The 16,928-nt window shown below is 62.8% G+C and carries 14 protein-coding genes; all 14 read left to right on the forward strand.

Translation table 11 applies throughout. The features are described from left to right. Positions 1-104: 104 nt before the first annotated feature. Positions 105-650 (forward strand): type VI secretion system contractile sheath small subunit, encoded by a 546-nt coding sequence (tssB, locus tag AB3X96_RS05190; protein ID WP_368588856.1) that lies wholly within the window; start codon positions 105-107, stop codon positions 648-650. A gap of 8 nt (positions 651-658) precedes the next feature. After that, on the forward strand, positions 659-2,152 hold the full coding sequence (tssC, locus tag AB3X96_RS05195) for a type VI secretion system contractile sheath large subunit (protein ID WP_368588857.1): 1,494 nt from the start codon (positions 659-661) through the stop codon (positions 2,150-2,152). A 111-nt stretch (positions 2,153-2,263) separates the two neighbouring features. Then, complete coding sequence (locus tag AB3X96_RS05200; protein WP_368588858.1) at positions 2,264-2,767, forward strand: Hcp family type VI secretion system effector; 504 nt, start codon at positions 2,264-2,266, stop codon at positions 2,765-2,767. Positions 2,768-2,845: 78 nt separating this feature from the next. Then, positions 2,846-3,349, forward strand: coding sequence for a type VI secretion system baseplate subunit TssE (tssE, locus tag AB3X96_RS05205; RefSeq protein WP_368588859.1), 504 nt, complete (start codon positions 2,846-2,848; stop codon positions 3,347-3,349). 5 nt (positions 3,350-3,354) lie between these two features. Then, positions 3,355-5,244, forward strand: a complete 1,890-nt coding sequence (gene tssF, locus AB3X96_RS05210) for a type VI secretion system baseplate subunit TssF (RefSeq protein ID WP_368588860.1) — start codon at positions 3,355-3,357, stop codon at positions 5,242-5,244. Beyond that, positions 5,208-6,224: a type VI secretion system baseplate subunit TssG gene (gene tssG / locus AB3X96_RS05215; RefSeq protein ID WP_368588861.1), complete on the forward strand. Its 1,017-nt coding sequence runs from the start codon at positions 5,208-5,210 to the stop codon at positions 6,222-6,224. The genes tssF and tssG overlap by 37 nt, the downstream gene beginning before the upstream one ends. A gap of 82 nt (positions 6,225-6,306) precedes the next feature. Next, entirely contained in the window at positions 6,307-9,012 is a 2,706-nt protein-coding gene (gene tssH, locus AB3X96_RS05220) for a type VI secretion system ATPase TssH (RefSeq protein WP_368588862.1), read from the forward strand. 6 nt (positions 9,013-9,018) lie between these two features. Then, positions 9,019-9,615 carry a hypothetical protein gene (locus AB3X96_RS05225; protein ID WP_368588863.1) on the forward strand — a complete coding sequence of 199 codons (597 nt, stop codon included), beginning with the start codon at positions 9,019-9,021 and terminating at the stop codon, positions 9,613-9,615. A 35-nt stretch (positions 9,616-9,650) separates the two neighbouring features. Beyond that, the gene (locus tag AB3X96_RS05230) at positions 9,651-10,274 is read left to right on the forward strand and encodes a hypothetical protein (RefSeq protein WP_368588864.1); all 624 of its coding nucleotides are present in this window, start codon (positions 9,651-9,653) and stop codon (positions 10,272-10,274) included. Positions 10,275-10,373: 99 nt separating this feature from the next. Further along, entirely contained in the window at positions 10,374-12,260 is a 1,887-nt protein-coding gene (tssI, locus tag AB3X96_RS05235; protein ID WP_368588865.1) for a type VI secretion system tip protein TssI/VgrG, read from the forward strand. Continuing rightward, on the forward strand, positions 12,257-12,811 hold the full coding sequence (locus AB3X96_RS05240) for a hypothetical protein (protein ID WP_368588866.1): 555 nt from the start codon (positions 12,257-12,259) through the stop codon (positions 12,809-12,811). The genes tssI and AB3X96_RS05240 overlap by 4 nt, the downstream gene beginning before the upstream one ends. After that, the gene (gene tagH, locus AB3X96_RS05245) at positions 12,808-14,196 is read left to right on the forward strand and encodes a type VI secretion system-associated FHA domain protein TagH (RefSeq protein ID WP_368588867.1); all 1,389 of its coding nucleotides are present in this window, start codon (positions 12,808-12,810) and stop codon (positions 14,194-14,196) included. The genes AB3X96_RS05240 and tagH overlap by 4 nt, the downstream gene beginning before the upstream one ends. 23 nt (positions 14,197-14,219) lie before the next feature. Continuing rightward, on the forward strand, positions 14,220-15,557 hold the full coding sequence (gene tssK, locus AB3X96_RS05250; RefSeq protein ID WP_368588868.1) for a type VI secretion system baseplate subunit TssK: 1,338 nt from the start codon (positions 14,220-14,222) through the stop codon (positions 15,555-15,557). Continuing rightward, complete coding sequence (gene icmH, locus AB3X96_RS05255; RefSeq protein WP_368588869.1) at positions 15,554-16,927, forward strand: type IVB secretion system protein IcmH/DotU; 1,374 nt, start codon at positions 15,554-15,556, stop codon at positions 16,925-16,927. The genes tssK and icmH overlap by 4 nt, the downstream gene beginning before the upstream one ends. The last annotated feature ends 1 nt before the right edge of the window (position 16,928 follow it).

The raw sequence follows: 16,928 nt of genomic DNA on the forward strand, positions 1-16,928 counted from the left end.
TTATGGATGCGTGAATTACCCGCCGCCAACACTCCGAGCCGATCGAAGGATCCTCGCGGATCGGCGATCTCATATAACTGTACGGATACCTGAGGGATTGACGAATGGCTACGAAGCAGAGCAGTCAGAAGTTTATTGGGCGCAATCGGGCTCCACGCGTACAGATCGAGTACGACGTGGAGCTGTACGGTGCGCAGAAGAAGGTGCAGATCCCGTTCGTGATGGGTGTGCTGTCGGACCTGTCCGGTGCAAATGTTGACGATCTTGCGCCGATAGAAGCGCGCAAGGCGCTGGAAGTGGACGTCGATAACTTCGACAGTCGCATGCAGTCGATCAAACCACGCGTGAATTTCAGCGTGCCCAATACGCTCACAGGCGAGGGCCAGCTCGGCGTCGATATCAGCTTCGAAAGCATGGACGATTTTTCGCCTGCCGAAGTGGTGCGCAAGGTGGACGCGCTTGCAAAGCTGCTGGAGGCGCGCACACAGCTCGCCAATCTGGGCACCTACCTGGACGGCAAGGCGGGCGCGGAAAAATTGATCGCGCAGGCAATCAAGGACCCCGCGCTCCTGCAATCGCTGGGCGCGGCGCCGAAGCCCGCTGATGCCGATACCGACGCCGCGGCCGACACCGAATCCGGACAGGAGTGAGCGCGATCATGGAGATCCAGAAGCAGATCGAGCAGGATGTTGAAGGCGCAGTGAGCGAAGCCAGCGAGTTCTCCGCGCTCCTCAGCAAGGAGTTCAAGCCGAAGAACGAGCGCGCGAAGGAAGAAGTCGAATCAGCGGTGCGCACCCTTGCCGCACAAGTGCTGCAGGACTCGCACATCGTCTCGGACGATTTGATGCAGACGATCAACGCGTATGTTGCCGAGATCGACCGCAAGCTCAGCGAGCAGTTGAACGCCATCATGCACCACGCGGATTTCCAGAAGCTGGAAGGCTCGTGGCGCGGGCTGCATCATCTCGTCACCAACACCGAAACGGACCCGATGCTGAAGATCCGCGTGGTGAACGTGTCGAAAAAGGAACTGGGGAAAAACCTGAAGCGCTTCAAAGGCGTTGCGTGGGACCAGAGTCCCGTGTTCAAGCGCATCTATGAAGAAGAATATGGCCAGCTCGGCGGCGAGCCATATGGTTGCCTCGTCGGCGATTACTATTTCGACCACAGTCCTCAGGATGTCGAAATGCTGCGCGGCATTTCGCAGATTGCCGCCGCCGCGCATGCACCCTTCATCTCGGCGGCGGATTCGACGTTGCTGGGCATGGAAAGCTGGACCGAACTGTCGGGCAAGCGCGATCTCTCGATGATCTTCACGACGCCGGACTACGCCGGCTGGCGGTCGCTGCGCGAAATGGACGACGCGCGCTATCTCGCGCTGACGATGCCGCGCACGCTCGCGCGCCTGCCGTATGGCGCAAAGACCGACCCGGTCGATGCGTTCGACTTCGAGGAAGACACCGCAGGCGCGGATTCGGCGAAGTACACGTGGCAAAACGCGGCATTTTCGATGGCGGTCAACATCAACCGTTCATTCAAGTACTACGGCTGGTGCACGCGCATTCGCGGAGTGGAGTCGGGCGGCGCGGTCGACAGTCTGCCGGTGCATACCTTCCCGAGCGACGACGGCGGCATTGACATGAAGTGTCCGACCGAGATCGCGATCACCGATCGCCGCTCGGCCGAACTCGACAAGATGGGGCTGATGCCGCTCGTGCATCGCAAGAATTCGGATATCGCGGCATTCATCGGCGCGCAATCGGTCGCGAAGCCGGAAGAGTATGACGATCCCGCGGCCACGGCGAATTCGAATCTGTCTGCGCGATTGCCCTATATGTTCGCGTGCTGCCGTTTCGCCCACTACCTCAAGTGCATCGTGCGCGACAAGATCGGCTCGTTCAGCACGCGAGAACAGATGGAAAGCTGGCTGTCGAACTGGGTCATGAATTACGTCGATGGTGATCCGGTGAATTCGAGCGAAGAAAGCAAGGCACGCAAGCCATTGGCTGCCGCGCAGGTCGTCGTCGAAGAAGTCGAAGGCAATCCCGGCTACTACACGTCGAAGTTCTTCCTCAAACCGCATTACCAGCTCGAAGGACTGACGGTATCGCTGCGCCTGGTGTCGCGTCTGCCGTCCGCACAGGCAGCTTGACGCGTCTGCCGCACATTGTCTTGCAGCTAAGCATCGGAGCGGGAGCGTTCCGGCGCTGATCATTCGCCGCTACGGCGAGAACATCAATCTGGCCTACTGATAGAGGTAACTATGTCGTTCGATATGCACCTGAAATTCGGTTCTGGAACGGTCACGATCCAGGGGGCTTCCAACCATTCGAAGCACAAGAACCAGGTTCCGATCATCGCGTGGTCGTGGGGCGTCAGCAATACGGGCAACCTGCACACGGGCGCGGGCTACGCGGCAGGAGGCAAGGCCAACATTCAGGACATCACCATCACGAAGTACGTCGACAGTTGCTCGAACGCACTGTTGAACGCTTGCTGCACGGGTGCGCGCGTCGACGACGCGTATCTGTACGTCACCAACGCAACCGGTCAGCAGACCGATTTCCTCACCATCGAGATGAGCGAGGGTGTACTGATCACGTCGGTATCGACAGGCGGCAGCGGTGGCGACGAGCGGCTCACAGAGAACGTTACGTTGCACTTCGGCAAATTCAAGTATGCGTTCCAGCCGCAGGACGACGAAGGCAAAGCCAACGGCGGCACCAAGGACTTCACTTTCGATATCCAGCAGGTCGCCAAGCAGTAAGCAGGCCTCGGCGCCGGGCCGTTTGCCTTTTGCCCGGCTTTCCCGTGTTCGAGACACGTTGTTGAGGAAGCGCACGTCATGGCAGAACTGATGCCCCAGGAACGTTTGCAGCCGTCGCTGCTTGACCGTCTGACCGATCTCGATCCCGCGCAGCGCGAGGAGAGCCGGGAGCAGCGAGTCATTACGGCTAAGCGTTTGCGTGAATACGTTACGCGCGACATCGCGTGGCTGCTCAACTGCACGCGTCAATGGAGCGGCGAAGAATTGACCGGATTCCCCCACGTGCGCCATTCCACGCTGAACTTCGGAATTCCTGATCTTGTAGGTACAGCGCACTCGGGTATCGACGTCGCTGGGCTGCAGAACCGTATCCGCTCGGCGCTGCTCGACTTCGAGCCACGCCTGATTGCCAGTACCGTTCAGGTGAGCGTCGAGATCGACGACACCCGCATGGACGGCCGTTCTCTGCAGTTTGTGATCGAAGCGGACATGTGGGCCCAGCCGATGCCGCTCGCCCTTTATCTGCGCACTGACGTCGATCTCGAGACCGGCGAGTTTCATGTGTCGCAACGCTTGCGCTGAACGTCATGGATCCACGACTCCTGCATTACTACAATCGCGAGCTGCAACACGTCCGGGAGATGGGCGCGGAGTTCGCGAGCGAATATCCGAAGATCGCCGGCCGTCTCGGCATGGACGGCCTGGATTGCGCGGACCCGTACGTCGAGCGATTACTCGAAGGCTTCGCGTTCCTCGCCGCGCGCGTGCAACTGAAGCTCGATGCGCAGTATCCGGTGTTCACGCAGCATCTGCTGGAGATGATCTACCCGCATTACCTGACGCCGGTTCCGTCGATGGCGGTCGTGCAACTGCATCCTGATCAGGCGGAGGATCTGGCCGGAGCAGGCCATCCGGTCGCGCGGCACACGGTCTTGCGCAGCCTCACCGGCTTCGGCGAGCCTACCGCATGTGAATACCGCACCGCGCACGACGTGAGGCTGTGGCCGCTCGCCATTGCGGAGGCGAGATACTTCGACACGCCCGCGGCGCTTGCCGCCGCGGAACTCGTGCCGCCGGCGCAAGCGGGCCAGGTACGCGCGGGTCTGCGCCTGAAGTTCAGAACGTTGGCCGGCGTGGCGGTGAACACGCTCGCGCTCGACGCCTTGCCGGTTTTTCTCGCCGGCGCCGGCGATCTGCCGCGTTTGCTGTACGAGCAGCTGATCGCGAACCGTACCGGCTATACGGTGCGCACGGCCGCGCAGGATGGGCAAACCGTCGAGATCCACCATGACGGCGTGGCGCTGCGCGCCAAGGGCTTCGACGAAGACGACGCGATGCTGCCCTACGGCGGCCGCTCGTTCAGCGGTTACCGGCTGTTGCAGGAATACTTCGCCTGTCCGGAGCGCTTCCTGTTTGCGGAGTTCACCGGATTGCGAGCGGCGCTCGCGTGTTCGCGGAGCAACGAGTTCGAGATCGTGGTTTGGCTCGAGCGCAGTGCGACGCGGCTCCACAACGCGATCGACGCGGGCAACTTTCGGCTGTTTTGCACGCCGGCCGTCAACCTGTTCGAGCGACGTTCGGACCGCATTCATCTGCAACAGGGCGCAACCGAATATCACGTCCTCGGTGACCGCACCCGGCCGATGGATTTCGAAGTGCATAGCGTACTCGAAGTGCAGGGCTACGGCGATCGCCAGGAGCCGGAGCAAAGCTTTCTACCGTTCTACGACAGCACCGCGCGTAACTGGCACAGTCCGCAGGCGGCGTTCTATACGTTGCGCCGCGAGCCGCGCCTGCTGTCCGGTCGCCAGAGGCAGCGCGGCGCGCGCTCAAGCTACGGCGGCAGCGAGACGTTCATCGCACTCGTGGATGCCAACGACGCGCCCTATGCGACCAAACTGCGCCAGCTTGGGCTGCGGCTCCTGTGCACGAATCGTGATTTACCGCTGCATATGCCAGTGAGCAAGTCATACACCGATTTCACACTCGACACCGACGCGCCCGTTTCGTCGATTCGCTGTGTAGCCGGACCGACCCGGCCTCGCGCGTCGGTGGCGAACGGCGAATCCGCCTGGCGCCTGATCAGTCATTTGCAGTTGAACTACCTGTCGCTGCTCGACGAAGAGGGAGAAACGGGCGCTGCGGCGCTGCGCGAAATGCTCGGCCTGTACCACGACCCGTTCGACGCCGCGACACGGCGGCAGATCGAAGGCGTCAAGCATGTCGCGGCGAAGCCGGTCACACGACGCGTGCCGGTGCCCGGGCCGGTCACATACGGACGCGGGCTGCAGGTTACGCTGACCTGCGACGACGCTGCGTTCGAAGGCAGCGGTGCATTCCTGTTCGCGTCGGTATTGCAGCATTTCTTTGCGCGCTACGTCTCGCTGAATTCGTTCGCTGAGACGGTGTTGCGCACGCTCGAACGAAATGAGGTGGCCCGATGGCCCGCGAAGCTCGGCAAGCGTCCGATCCTGTAACGCTCGCAGCGGCGTTGCATGCGAGCCCCCGGGATTTCGAGTTTTTCGAGGCCATGCGCCGCCTCGAATGCGGGTATCCCGAGCGGCCGCGGCTCGGTCATTCGACCCGGCCGGCTGAGGATGCCGTGCGTCTCGCGCATGCCGCGACGCTGGAGTTCCCATCGCGCAGCATCGCGCGATTCGAGCCGGAAAAAAGCGGCCGGCCGGCGCGCGTGGTCGGATTGTTTCTCGGCTTATTCGGGCCGCACGGACCGTTGCCGCAGCACCTCACAGAACACGCGATCGAGCGCGAGCAGAATGCGAAAGACCCAACGCTGGTCGCGTTCGCCAACGTGTTTCATCACCGGATGCTGAGCCTCTTCTATCGCGCGTGGGCTGATTCGCAGCCTACCGTGCAGATGGACCGCCCGGAAGACGATCGGTTTCGCACATGGATCGGTGCGCTGATCGGCATCGCTACGCCGCATCTCGACGGGCGCGATGCGCTGCCGGATCAGTACAAGCGTTTCTTCGCCGGGCGGCTCGTGCCTCAGGCACGCAATGCCGAGGGGCTCGAATGTTTTCTTGAGCATTACTTCGGCGTGCAAATGGGCGTGATCGAGTTTGTCGCCGGGTGGATGAAATTACCCCGGGACGCGCGTTTTCACATCGGAAAGAGCATGGCGGCATTGGGCCGCGATGCATTGCTAGGTGCACAGGTGCGTGGCGCGCAGCAGCGCTTCCGGCTGCGTGTCGGGCCGCTGACCCGCAACGAGTTCAATCGCTTTCTTCCGGGCGGCGACACGCTCCCGCAACTGGTGGCCGCGGTCAAGCTGTACGTGGGCGAGGAGCGGGGCTGGGACGTGCAACTCGTGCTGAAGAAAGAGGAAGTTCCGCTAACGCATCTGGGGCAGGGCGGCAGCATGGGCTTCAACACGTGGATGGGCCGCTATCCGAAACCCAGCGACGCGGACGAGGTCGTGTTCAGACCGGTCGAATGAAGGCCGGCGTACGCGGGCTCGCGCATTGCTCAACTGAACCGGCCGCCTTGCGGCCGCCTCACGGTCACACAGGATCGAAATCATGGCAGACATCAGTCGCGGCGCGTTGTTCGGCAAGCTCAATGGTCTTGCCTATAGGGGCATCGAAAGCGCCACCGTGTTTTGCCGGCTGCGCGGCAACCCATACGTCGAACTGGCGCACTGGATTCATCAGATCCTGCAGCTACAGGACTCGGATTTGCATCGCATCGTCAGGCATTTTGGCCTGAATGCTTCGCACCTCGCGCGAGACGTCACGGCCGCCCTTGAACGTTTGCCGCGTGGCAGCGTCAGCATCTCCGATCTGTCCGCCGAGGTGGAAGAAGCGGTCGAGCGTGGCTGGGTATTCGCTACGCTGCTGTTCGGCGAGAGTCAGGTGCGCACCGGCTATCTGATTGTTGGCCTGTTGCGCACGCGGCATTTGCGCCGCGCATTGCTAGAGGTGTCGGCGCAATTCGACGAGCTTCGGGTCGAGACCCTGGTCGACAACTTTGAAGGGGTCGTCGAAGGCTCGCCCGAAAGCGGTCAGCGCGCCACGGACGGCTTTCTCGCCGGCGCCGAAGCACCCGCCGAAAGCGGCGCCGGTATCGCGCCCGCCCAATTGGGCAAGCAGCAGGCATTGCAGCAGTTCACGGTCGATCTGACCGCGCAGGCGCGCGACGGCAAGATCGATCCCGTCGTTGGCCGCGACGTCGAGATTCGCCAACTGGTCGACGTGCTGATGCGCCGGCGCCAGAACAACCCGATGCTGGTTGGAGAGGCGGGTGTCGGCAAGACAGCCGTGGTCGAAGGATTTGCGCTTCGCATCACGCGGGGCGACGTGCCGCCGCCGTTGGAGAACGTGCAGGTACGCGGGCTCGACATTGGCCTGCTGCAGGCCGGTGCGAGCATGAAGGGCGAATTCGAGAACCGTCTGCGTCAGGTGATCGACGAAGTGCAATCCTCGCCGAAGCCCATCATTCTGTTCATTGACGAAGCGCATACGCTGGTGGGCGCAGGCGGCGCGGCGGGCACCGGCGACGCGGCGAACCTGCTCAAGCCCGCGCTTGCGCGCGGCAATCTGCGCACGATCGGCGCGACCACGTGGGCCGAATATCGCAGGCACATCGAAAAGGACCCGGCGCTGATGCGGCGTTTCCAGCCCGTGCAGGTTGACGAGCCCAGCGAAGAAAAGGCCATTCTGATGCTGCGCGGCACCGCGAGCGTAATAGAACAGCATCATCGTGTGCAGATTCTCGATGAAGCGCTCGAAGCGGCTGTCAAGCTTTCGCATCGCTATATTCCTGCGCGCCAATTGCCGGACAAAGCCGTGAGCCTGCTCGATACCGCGTGCGCGCGCGTTGCGATCAGCCAGCATGCAGTACCGCCGGAAATTGATGACGCCCGCAAGCGGATCGAAGCGCTAGAGACCGAACAGGCGATCATCGCGCGCGAGAAAAGCGTCGGCATCGAAGTGCAGGCGCGCGAGTCGCAGGCTTCGGCAGCGCTCGAAATGGAAAGACGGCGTTTGCGGGAACTGGACGCCGCGTTGAACGACGAGAAGTCGCTGGTTCAGCAGATTCTCGGATTACGCTCGCGCCTGAGAGGCGAGGGCGCGCCGCCCACGCTCGACGATCACACGAGGGGAGAGGCGCTGGCGGAGCTGAAACGACTGCAGGCGCAGCTTACCGAGCGGCAGGGCGAAAACCCGCTGATACTGCCGAACGTCGACTATCAGGCGGTTGCCTCGGTCGTCGCCGACTGGACCGGCATTCCGGTCGGACGGATGATCCGCAGCGAGCTCAAGACGGTGATGAACCTCGCTAGTCTGATGGGCGAGCGCGTGATCGGCCAGGACCACGCGATGGAGATGATCGCGAGGCGCATCCAGACATCGCGGGCCGGGCTCGACAACCCCGATCGACCCATCGGCGTATTCCTGCTGGCCGGCACGTCGGGTGTCGGCAAGACCGAGACTGCGCTGGCGCTGGCCGAAGCGCTCTACGGCGGCGAGCACAACCTCATCACCATCAACATGAGCGAGTTTCAGGAAGCGCACACGGTTTCCACGCTCAAGGGTGCGCCGCCCGGCTATGTCGGTTATGGCGAAGGCGGCGTGTTGACCGAGGCCGTGCGGCGCAAGCCCTACTCGGTCGTGCTGCTCGACGAAGTCGAGAAAGCGCATCCCGATGTCCACGAAATCTTCTTTCAGGTGTTCGACAAGGGCGCGATGGATGACGGCGAAGGCCGCTCGATCAATTTCAGGAACACGCTGATCCTGTTGACGACCAACGTGGGCACGGATCTGATCGCCCGGTTGTGCAGCGACCCTGAGCGGACGCCGGATGCCAGTGCGCTCGCCACGGCGTTGCGCGAACCGCTGCTCGATGTGTTCGCGCCCGCGTTGCTGGGCCGCCTCGTGCCGGTCCCTTACTTCCCGCTCAGTCCCGCGATGCTCGCGAAGATCGTGAAGCTGCAACTAGAGCGCATTAAGCGGCGTGTCGAGGATCGCTATAACGTGCCTTTCGCCTATGACGACGCCGTCGTGCAACTCGTCGTGAGCCGTTGCACGGAAAGCGAATCGGGCGGCCGGATGATCGACGCGATTCTGACCAACACCATGTTGCCTGCACTGAGCCGCGAGTTTCTCGATCGCATGATGCGCGGCGAGCACGTCGCGCATGTGGACGTCGGCGTGACGGACGGCGAATTCGCGTATCGCTTCGGGGCGAATGTTCAACCCGACTCGCAGCTATCCGAAGTGGAGTAACCCAACGTGACGACGACATTGACGCTAGAACTGGTACCGGCCGCGTACTCGCGGTTTCTGACCGAATTTCGCAAGGCGGACCGGGAGCAAAATGCAGGGCACGAGACGCAGGTCACTTATGCGGACAGCGGAGGCGGAGTGCATATCTATTACTTCCGTTCGAAGAACTTTACGTTGTTTGCCTATGATCACAACGGCGCGAAGATCATGCTCACGGACTACAACCACGTGAGCAATCCCGGCACCGCAGCACGCGATTGCTTGATAGACGCGCTCAAGCTCGGTGGTGATGGTGGCACCCGGATGAATCGCGAACTGACCAGAGTGGTGGCGCTGACTTCGGAGGCCGCCAGGTCGAAGCTCGTGGAGCGCGTCATGAAAGAGGTGCTGAGGAATGACAGCAAGAGCGCCGACCTGAACAAGCTCGAAATCGTCTTCAAGGCCTACAACCATGTCGCGAAGCGATTCGGCCGGTTCGACGTCAACGGGAACTACACACCCAACTGGAGACCGCTCGAAAAGGACGACTACCTGATCTATTTCCGCGGGCTCGGCCCCAACACGGTAGGCGCGAAGTACGCGTCAATCGTCAATGAGCTGTAGCCGGCTGCGGCTGATCACCCTGCGCGGAGTGCACGATGGCAAAAGGCAATCACGTTTTTAACCGTTTCGACAAGGTTATTCACGGTGCGTTCAAGAAAATTCTGGCGCTTTACGGCAATGACCGCGATCTCGATGCCGTGAATGGCAGCGGTGCGAACGTAGCCGACGCTGAAGCCGTGCTTCGATCGAAGTACAAATATTCGTATCACTTCTTCAGGCAAATCAGGGATCACGAAAAAATAGCGCTGATCGGTGCCACTCAGGACGACCGTCCCGTCATCGCCAACGATGGCAACTCGCAGGATTTCGGTAGGGCTTCTGCCGCTTTTGAAGCCGCAGTCATGAAGTGGGCGATGGCCGTTGCCGCTGACGATCCGATGGAAAACTGGCGTCAGTTGGTCAATGCCGGATCGGACGTCGCGGCGCAGGAATCGTATGTCAAACAAGGGTCGAGTTTGGAGGGATCGCCCGCGAGCGAAAATGCTCGCCGCGCGCGATGTGTCGAGCTGTCGGAGTTCATCAAAGGCGAGCTTACGGGGCTTGTCAGAAAGTGGCTTCTCGCGATCAGGCAGGACCTCCAGGAGGAAAAGGTATCTTACGACCCGGGCAACTTCGATGCGTGGAAGAGCCAGCTGAACGCCAACGTCTTTCCTCATTGAGCCGGCCGGGTCGTCGTCGCGTACCCGGAGGGAATAGGCCGGGCCCGCTAGCTGTTCTGTTTTCTGAAGCGCAACAGCAACCCATCGACAGAGCACCTCATGGCCCACGCAATCACCCTCACTTCGAGTCTCGGTAGCAGTCTCGTGTTCGCCAACATGACCGCGACCGAATCGCTCGGCCGGCTCTTTGCCTGGCGGCTCGAAGCTATAAGCAAGAACCCGCAAGTGGATCTGCGCTCGCTGCTGGGAACGCCGATGACGGTGAAGCTCGTCACGCCGCAAGGCTACACGCGTTATTTCAATGCGATTGTTTGCGAGGGCGAGCAAGGCGGCTTCGTCAATATCGAGAACGTGCGCTATGCGGTCTACGCGTTCACGCTGGTGCCAAAACCGTGGCTGACCACGCGCAAGCGCGATTGCCGCATCTATCGAAGCATGAGCGTGCCGCAGATCATCCAGTCGGTGCTGAACGACATCGGCTATAGCGATGTGAAGCTCAGCTTGAGCGGCAACTATGCGCCGCGCGACTATTGTGTGCAGTACCGCGAAAGCGACTTCGACTTCATCAGCCGGCTGATGGAGCAGGAGGGCATTTATTACTTCTTCACGCATACGCAGAGCACGCACACGATGGTGCTGGCCGATTCGCTCGGCGCGCACTCGGCGGTGCCAGGATTCGAGCAGATCCCCTATGCGCCGCCTATCGAGCACGGTAAGCGCATGAAGGCCTCGATCAGTGATTGGACAAGCTCACGCGCTGTCAATACAACGAAGGTACAACTCGACGACTACGACTATCTGAAGCCGAAAGCGTCACTCCTCGCCACCGAAGAGCTGGCCGATATGGAGGACGCGCACGGCGTAAGTGGCCTCGACATCTACGACTACGGGTACGACTACGTCGGCTTCGACGAGCGTCTGTCCGACGGGCAGCGGTATGCGCAGGTGCGCGCGGACGCATTGAACGTGCCGCTCGCGATGAGCTCTGGGCGCACCGATGCCTGCGGTCTCGCGACGGGGGCGCTGTTCACGCTCAAGGATTTTCCGCTTGTCGATGCAAATCAGGAGTACATGGTGATCGAAACGGTCACGCGTCTCGTCGAGCCGGACTACTCGACGGGTGGCGGCGGTGACGATGGTGAAACGCCGTTCGAGTGCGACCTCAAGGTGCTTCGCAGCCGTCAGCCGTTTCGCACGATGCCGACCACACCGCGTCCGGTCATTGCTGGCCTGCAGACAGCGGTGGTCTACGGCAATACGCCCGAGGACATAGCCGTCGACAAATACGGCCGCGTGCAGGTCACGTTCCTCTGGAGCCGTCCGGGCAAGCCCAACGCGCAAAACTCCTGCCCCGTGCGGGTCGCGCAGCTGTGGGCCGGCAAGCGTTGGGGCGCGCAATTCATTCCGCGCGTCGGGCAGGAGGTGGTAGTCAGCTTTCTCGACGGCAATCCGGACCGGCCGCTCATCATCGGCAGTGTCTACAACGCCGACAACATGCCACCGTACAACCTGCCAGAAAACAAGACCCAGAGCGGCGTGAAAAGTCGCAGTCACGAGGGCGGCGGCAGCGACGACTACAACGAGATCCGCTTCGAAGACCGGATGGGCAGCGAGCAGGTGCTGATTCATGCGCAAAAGGATCTGCGCGAAGAGTCGGAGCACGACCATGACGTGCAGGTCGCACACAACTACACACTGACCGCGGGCAACCAGATCAAGCTCGTCACCGGTCTCGCAAGTATCACGATGAACAGCACCGGCGAAATCGCGATTCAGGGCACTAACATCACCCTTAACGGCGAGATGAACGTGACAATGGCATCGGGTCTCGCGATGGAGATTAACTCGAAAGCCAATCTGAACATGAGTTCGATTGCGGCGATGGAAATCGAGTCCGAGGCCGACTGTCTCGTGCAGTCCACCAACCTGCAGTTGATCGGGACCGCCACGGCGGTGTTGGGCGGCGCGGCGCCGATGATTCTATGAGCACGCCGCCGATTCTCGAAGCTGCGGACCAGATGCGGCTTTCCGCGCGCGCTCGGGCCTGCCTGCGGCCTTCGATGACGGCGCGCGCGGCCGTGCAGGCGCTGCTAGACGCAGGTTATTGCGCCGATGCGTTGAGCCTGCTCAGCCGTCTGCTGCCGCATCGCTATGTGGTGGCGTGGGCGTGCCAGTGCGGCCGCCGTCAAACGCTCGACGAGCACGACCGCGCGGGTCTCGCGCTGGCGGAAGCGTGGCTGCGCGATCCCGTGGAGGCGCAATGCGCCGCTGCGCTCGCGTTCGCGAAGGCCCACCGCTACCAGACGATCGGCGCGTGGACGGCCGCCGCCGCGGGATGGGCAGGCGGCAACCTGAGCCCGGATCACGCGCGACCAACGCCGCCGCCGGAACACCTGAGCGCGCTTGCGGCGACGGCGGCGGTGAATTACATGGCCGCGCTGGTTCCCGCGCAGTTTGATGCGCGCCGTGCCGCATTTGCGCGCGATGCGCTGGGCCTCCTAGGTGTTCCCGAGGGGATCGATGGAGGCTTGCAATGAGTGCCGCACAACGGCTGATTCTCTCGATCGAAGCCGAGCGGGCGGGCCAGGCTGGCGCGCGCCTCGAGCAGGTGTTCGACTGCCGCGACGGCAGCATTGGCCGCGCCGACGAGTGCGACTGGACGCTTGGCGCGGAGGGCGTCTCTCGTCTGCATGCGTTGGTGCGCTACCTGAACGGCATCTATTTCATCGAGGATCGCAGTACCAATGGCATGTCGATGAATGGCACGCCGCTGCGAAAGGGCGACCCGGCAGCGCTCAAGGAAGGTGACCGGTTGCTGATCGATACGTTCGAGATCAGCGTCCGATTGAGCGGAAACGATGAAACTGAAGCGAAGATGCGCGGCGATCCGGACGATCCGCACGATTCGCACGATCCGGTGCGAACAGCACCCGCTGTTTCGTCCGCGCCGATGCCGGCTTGCGCGCCTGCGCTTGCGCGCAACGACGATGCGCCGGATCTGAGCCTGCTGCTCGCGCCGCGACGTACTACGCCGGCGGAGGACATAGGCGAATCCGAAGGCCTGATTCCAGATGTCGCCGATGGATCACGGCCCGGTGCGAGTCTGGATCCGTTAGCGTTGTTCGACGCGCCGTCGTCCTACGCCGACGAGCCGCCGCCGCGCATGTCCGCAGCGCCCGGATGGAATCACACGCCAGCGGCGGCCGACCGCTTCCGGCCACCACAGACCGAGGCCGCGCGGCTCGAAGGGGCCGTGCTCCCGGAAGACTGGGACGCGGCCGCGAGTCTGGTCGCGGCGCGTCGCGAGCCGGTGCTGTCCGAACCTGGTGAGGACGCATCCGCGACGGCCGGCGAGCATTGTGTGCCGTCGCAAATGCCATCGCCACAGCATTCGCCCGCGGCTCCGGACATGGCCCCCGAGCTGAAGGAAATGTTTCACATCGCCGTCGAGGCGATGATGGACGTGCTGCGCGCGCGGGCCGAATTGAAGAACAGCTTCCGCTTGCCCGCGACGCTGATCCAGCGTTCGGAAAACAACCCGCTGAAATTCGCGCCGACCGCGCAGGATGCCGTCCAGCGGTTGCTTGCGCCGCCTGATGGCGGATTCCTGTCGGGCCGCGCCGCGCTCAACGATGCCGCCGACGACATCCGCAATCACCAGATGGCGATGCTCGCCGGCGTACGCTCAGCGTTCCGGTCGCTGCTCGCGCATTTCGATCCGGCCCGCGTCGAACAGGAAACCGGAGGCAGTATGCGTCGCTTTTCACTTGGGGGAAGGCCGCGCTATTGGGAGCGCTACAAGGAGCAGTTCGAGACAGTCACCAGGAACCCTGACGAGTGCTTCCAGCGGCTGTTCGGAGATGAATTCGCGCGCGCCTACGAGGAACAGCTCGGAAGCCTGAAAAAGCGGCGCGACGTCTGACAACCCTTACCCGGCACATCGACATGACCCAGAGCAACAAGGTGATTTGGAGCGAAGGCCTGTTTCTGAGGCCGCAGCACATGCAGCAGCAGGAACGCTATTTCGAGCGTTACGTGGAACTGCGCGCCGGCAGCCTGCGTCCGCACGCATGGGGCTTTCACGAACTCGAAGTGGAAAGCGACCTGCTCGCAATCGGCAAACTCGGCATCAAGCGTGCACGCGGCGTGTTTCCCGACGGCACGCCGTTTGCGATGCCCGGCGACGATCCGCTACCGCCGCCACTCGACATCGATCCGAACTGGCGCGACCAGATCGTGCATCTGACTTTGCCGCTGCGCTCGCGCACCCAGCCGGACAGCGCATGGCCCGACACCGGTGGCGATCGGTTGTTCCGCTATCGCGTGCGCGAAACCGAAGTGCACGATGCGTCGGGCAGCATGGAAGGCGCGACCGCGCTCGAGGTGGCCGGCATGAGCACGCGGCTCTTACCCGAGTCGCAGCCGATGGAAGGTCTGATGCGGATTCCGTTGGCGCGCGTCGTCGAATGCCGTGCAGACCGGCGGGTGATGCTCGACGAGGGTTTCATGCCGACTGCGCAGAGCACCGAAGCGGCCGCACGGCTCGTGACGTTCATGTCCGAACTGCTCGGGCTGCTGCATCAGCGCGGCGAGGCGCTGGCGGGGCGCGTGGCCGAGACCGATCGGGGCGGCGCCGCGGAAATCGCGGACTTTCTGATGCTGCAGGTGATTAACCGCTATCAGCCGCTCGTCGCGCATCTCGCGCAAGCACCATTGCTGCATCCCGAAGCGCTTTACAGGCTGCTGCTGGAACTGGCTGGAGAATTGGCCACGTTCACCGCGCCGGGCAAGCGCGCGCGGGCTTTCCCTCCGTATCGGCACGAACTGCTGCGCGAAAGCTTCGAGCCGGTGATTGCGGCGCTGCGGATCGCGTTGAGCGCGGTGCTCGAACAGAGTGCAGTCGCGATTGCGCTGCAGCAACGCAAATACGGGGTGTGGGTGGGCATGGTGCCCGATGTCACGCTGCTTGACACCGCCACTTTCGTGCTTGCGGCGAAGGCGGACCTGAAATCGGAGGACATGCGACGGCAATTGCCCGCGCAATCGAAGATCGGTCCCGTGGAAAAAATCCGCGATCTGGTGAACCTGCAATTGCCGGGCATCGGCGTGTCGCCGATGGCGGTCGCGCCGCGCCAGTTGCCGTACACATCCGGATTTCTCTATTTCGAGTGCGACAGAAACTCGCCAATGTGGCGCATGTTGAAGACGTCGGGCGGCATCGCGATGCACTTCGGCAGCGGCTTCGCCGGTCTTGACCTGCAACTGTGGGCCGTACGCGCATGAACGCGAACAACGATCGTGCCGGCAACGCGGCCCAGGATAGCAATGCCACGATGGTGCGCCCGCAACGCTCTGCCAGCGCCGACGCCGACGACGGCACCCGTATCGTGTCGCCCATACCGCCGGCCTCGCGCGTCATACAGGGAACCCGCTCATCACAGTCGTCGGGCAAGGCGCCGCTGCGCGCCGAACTGAGTGACTTCCTGAGCGGTGTCGGCAATCCGCTCGTGCGCGCGGCCAATCCGCTGCTGCTATTGACCGTGCAGTTGCGGCACAGCGTATCGCCGCCGGCCGACGTTGGCCGTCTGCGCGAGCAGGCCGTCGCCCAGGTTCGCAGTTTCGAGCGCCATGCACAGTCCGCCGGCGTCGACACGCAAGCCATCATGGCGGCGCGCTATGTGCTCTGCACGATGCTCGACGAGGCGGTGAACAACGCACCGTGGGGCGACATGAGCGGCTGGGCGCAAAAGACCTTGCTCGTGACCTTTCACGGCGAGGCCTACGGCGGTGCGAAGTTCTTCCAGATCCTCGATCGCCTGAGCGTCGACTTCTCGCGCCATCTCGATCTGATCGAGCTGATGTACATCTGTCTCGCGCTGGGCTTTGGCGGGCGGTATCTCGTGGAGCCAGGCGGCCTCGCGCGTCTCGCTGACATTCAGGACGATCTCTATCGGCGCATTCGCGGCCTGCGCGAAGCGCCCGCCACCGAGCTCGCGCCACATTGGCGCGGTGTCGAAGACCGCCGCAATCCTGTGATGCGGCATGTGCCGCTGTGGGTGGCCGCATCGGCGGCGGCCGTCGTGCTGCTCGGGGCGTTCCTGGTGTTCTTCACGAAGCTCAACGCGATCGCCGCGCCAGTCAGCGCGCAGCTTGCCGCGATCGGCCTGGAAAACGCGCCGCCGCCGCAAGGCATCGCGCCCGCACCCGCGGCTGCACGGGTGACGCTCAAGCAACTGCTCGCGCCGCAGGAGCAAGCGGGCCAGTTGAGCGTTGACGAGCAATCCGACGGTCGTGACACCGTGCGTCTCGCCGCCGCCGAACTGTTTCCGTCCGGTGGCGCCGACATCGCGCCCGACGTCGTGCCGTTGCTGCACCGGATCACGTGGGCGCTGAACCAGTTGAAGGGCCGGGTGATCGTGGTCGGCCACACGGACGACCAGCCTGTACGTTCGCTGTCCTTCAAGGACAACTTCGCGCTCTCCACGGCGCGCGCACAAAACACGCAGCGGATTCTCGCGCAAGGACTCGACGATCCCAATCGCCTCGAAGCGAGCGGCGCCGGTTCCTCGCAGCCGAGCGCGACGCCGGTCGATCTACCGGCGAACCGCGCGCGCAACCGGCGCGTGGAAATCCTGTATATCCCGGAGCACTGAG

This window comes from Paraburkholderia sp. BR13439, from assembly GCF_040948805.1.
Taxonomy (GTDB): Bacteria; Pseudomonadota; Gammaproteobacteria; order Burkholderiales; family Burkholderiaceae; genus Paraburkholderia; species Paraburkholderia youngii.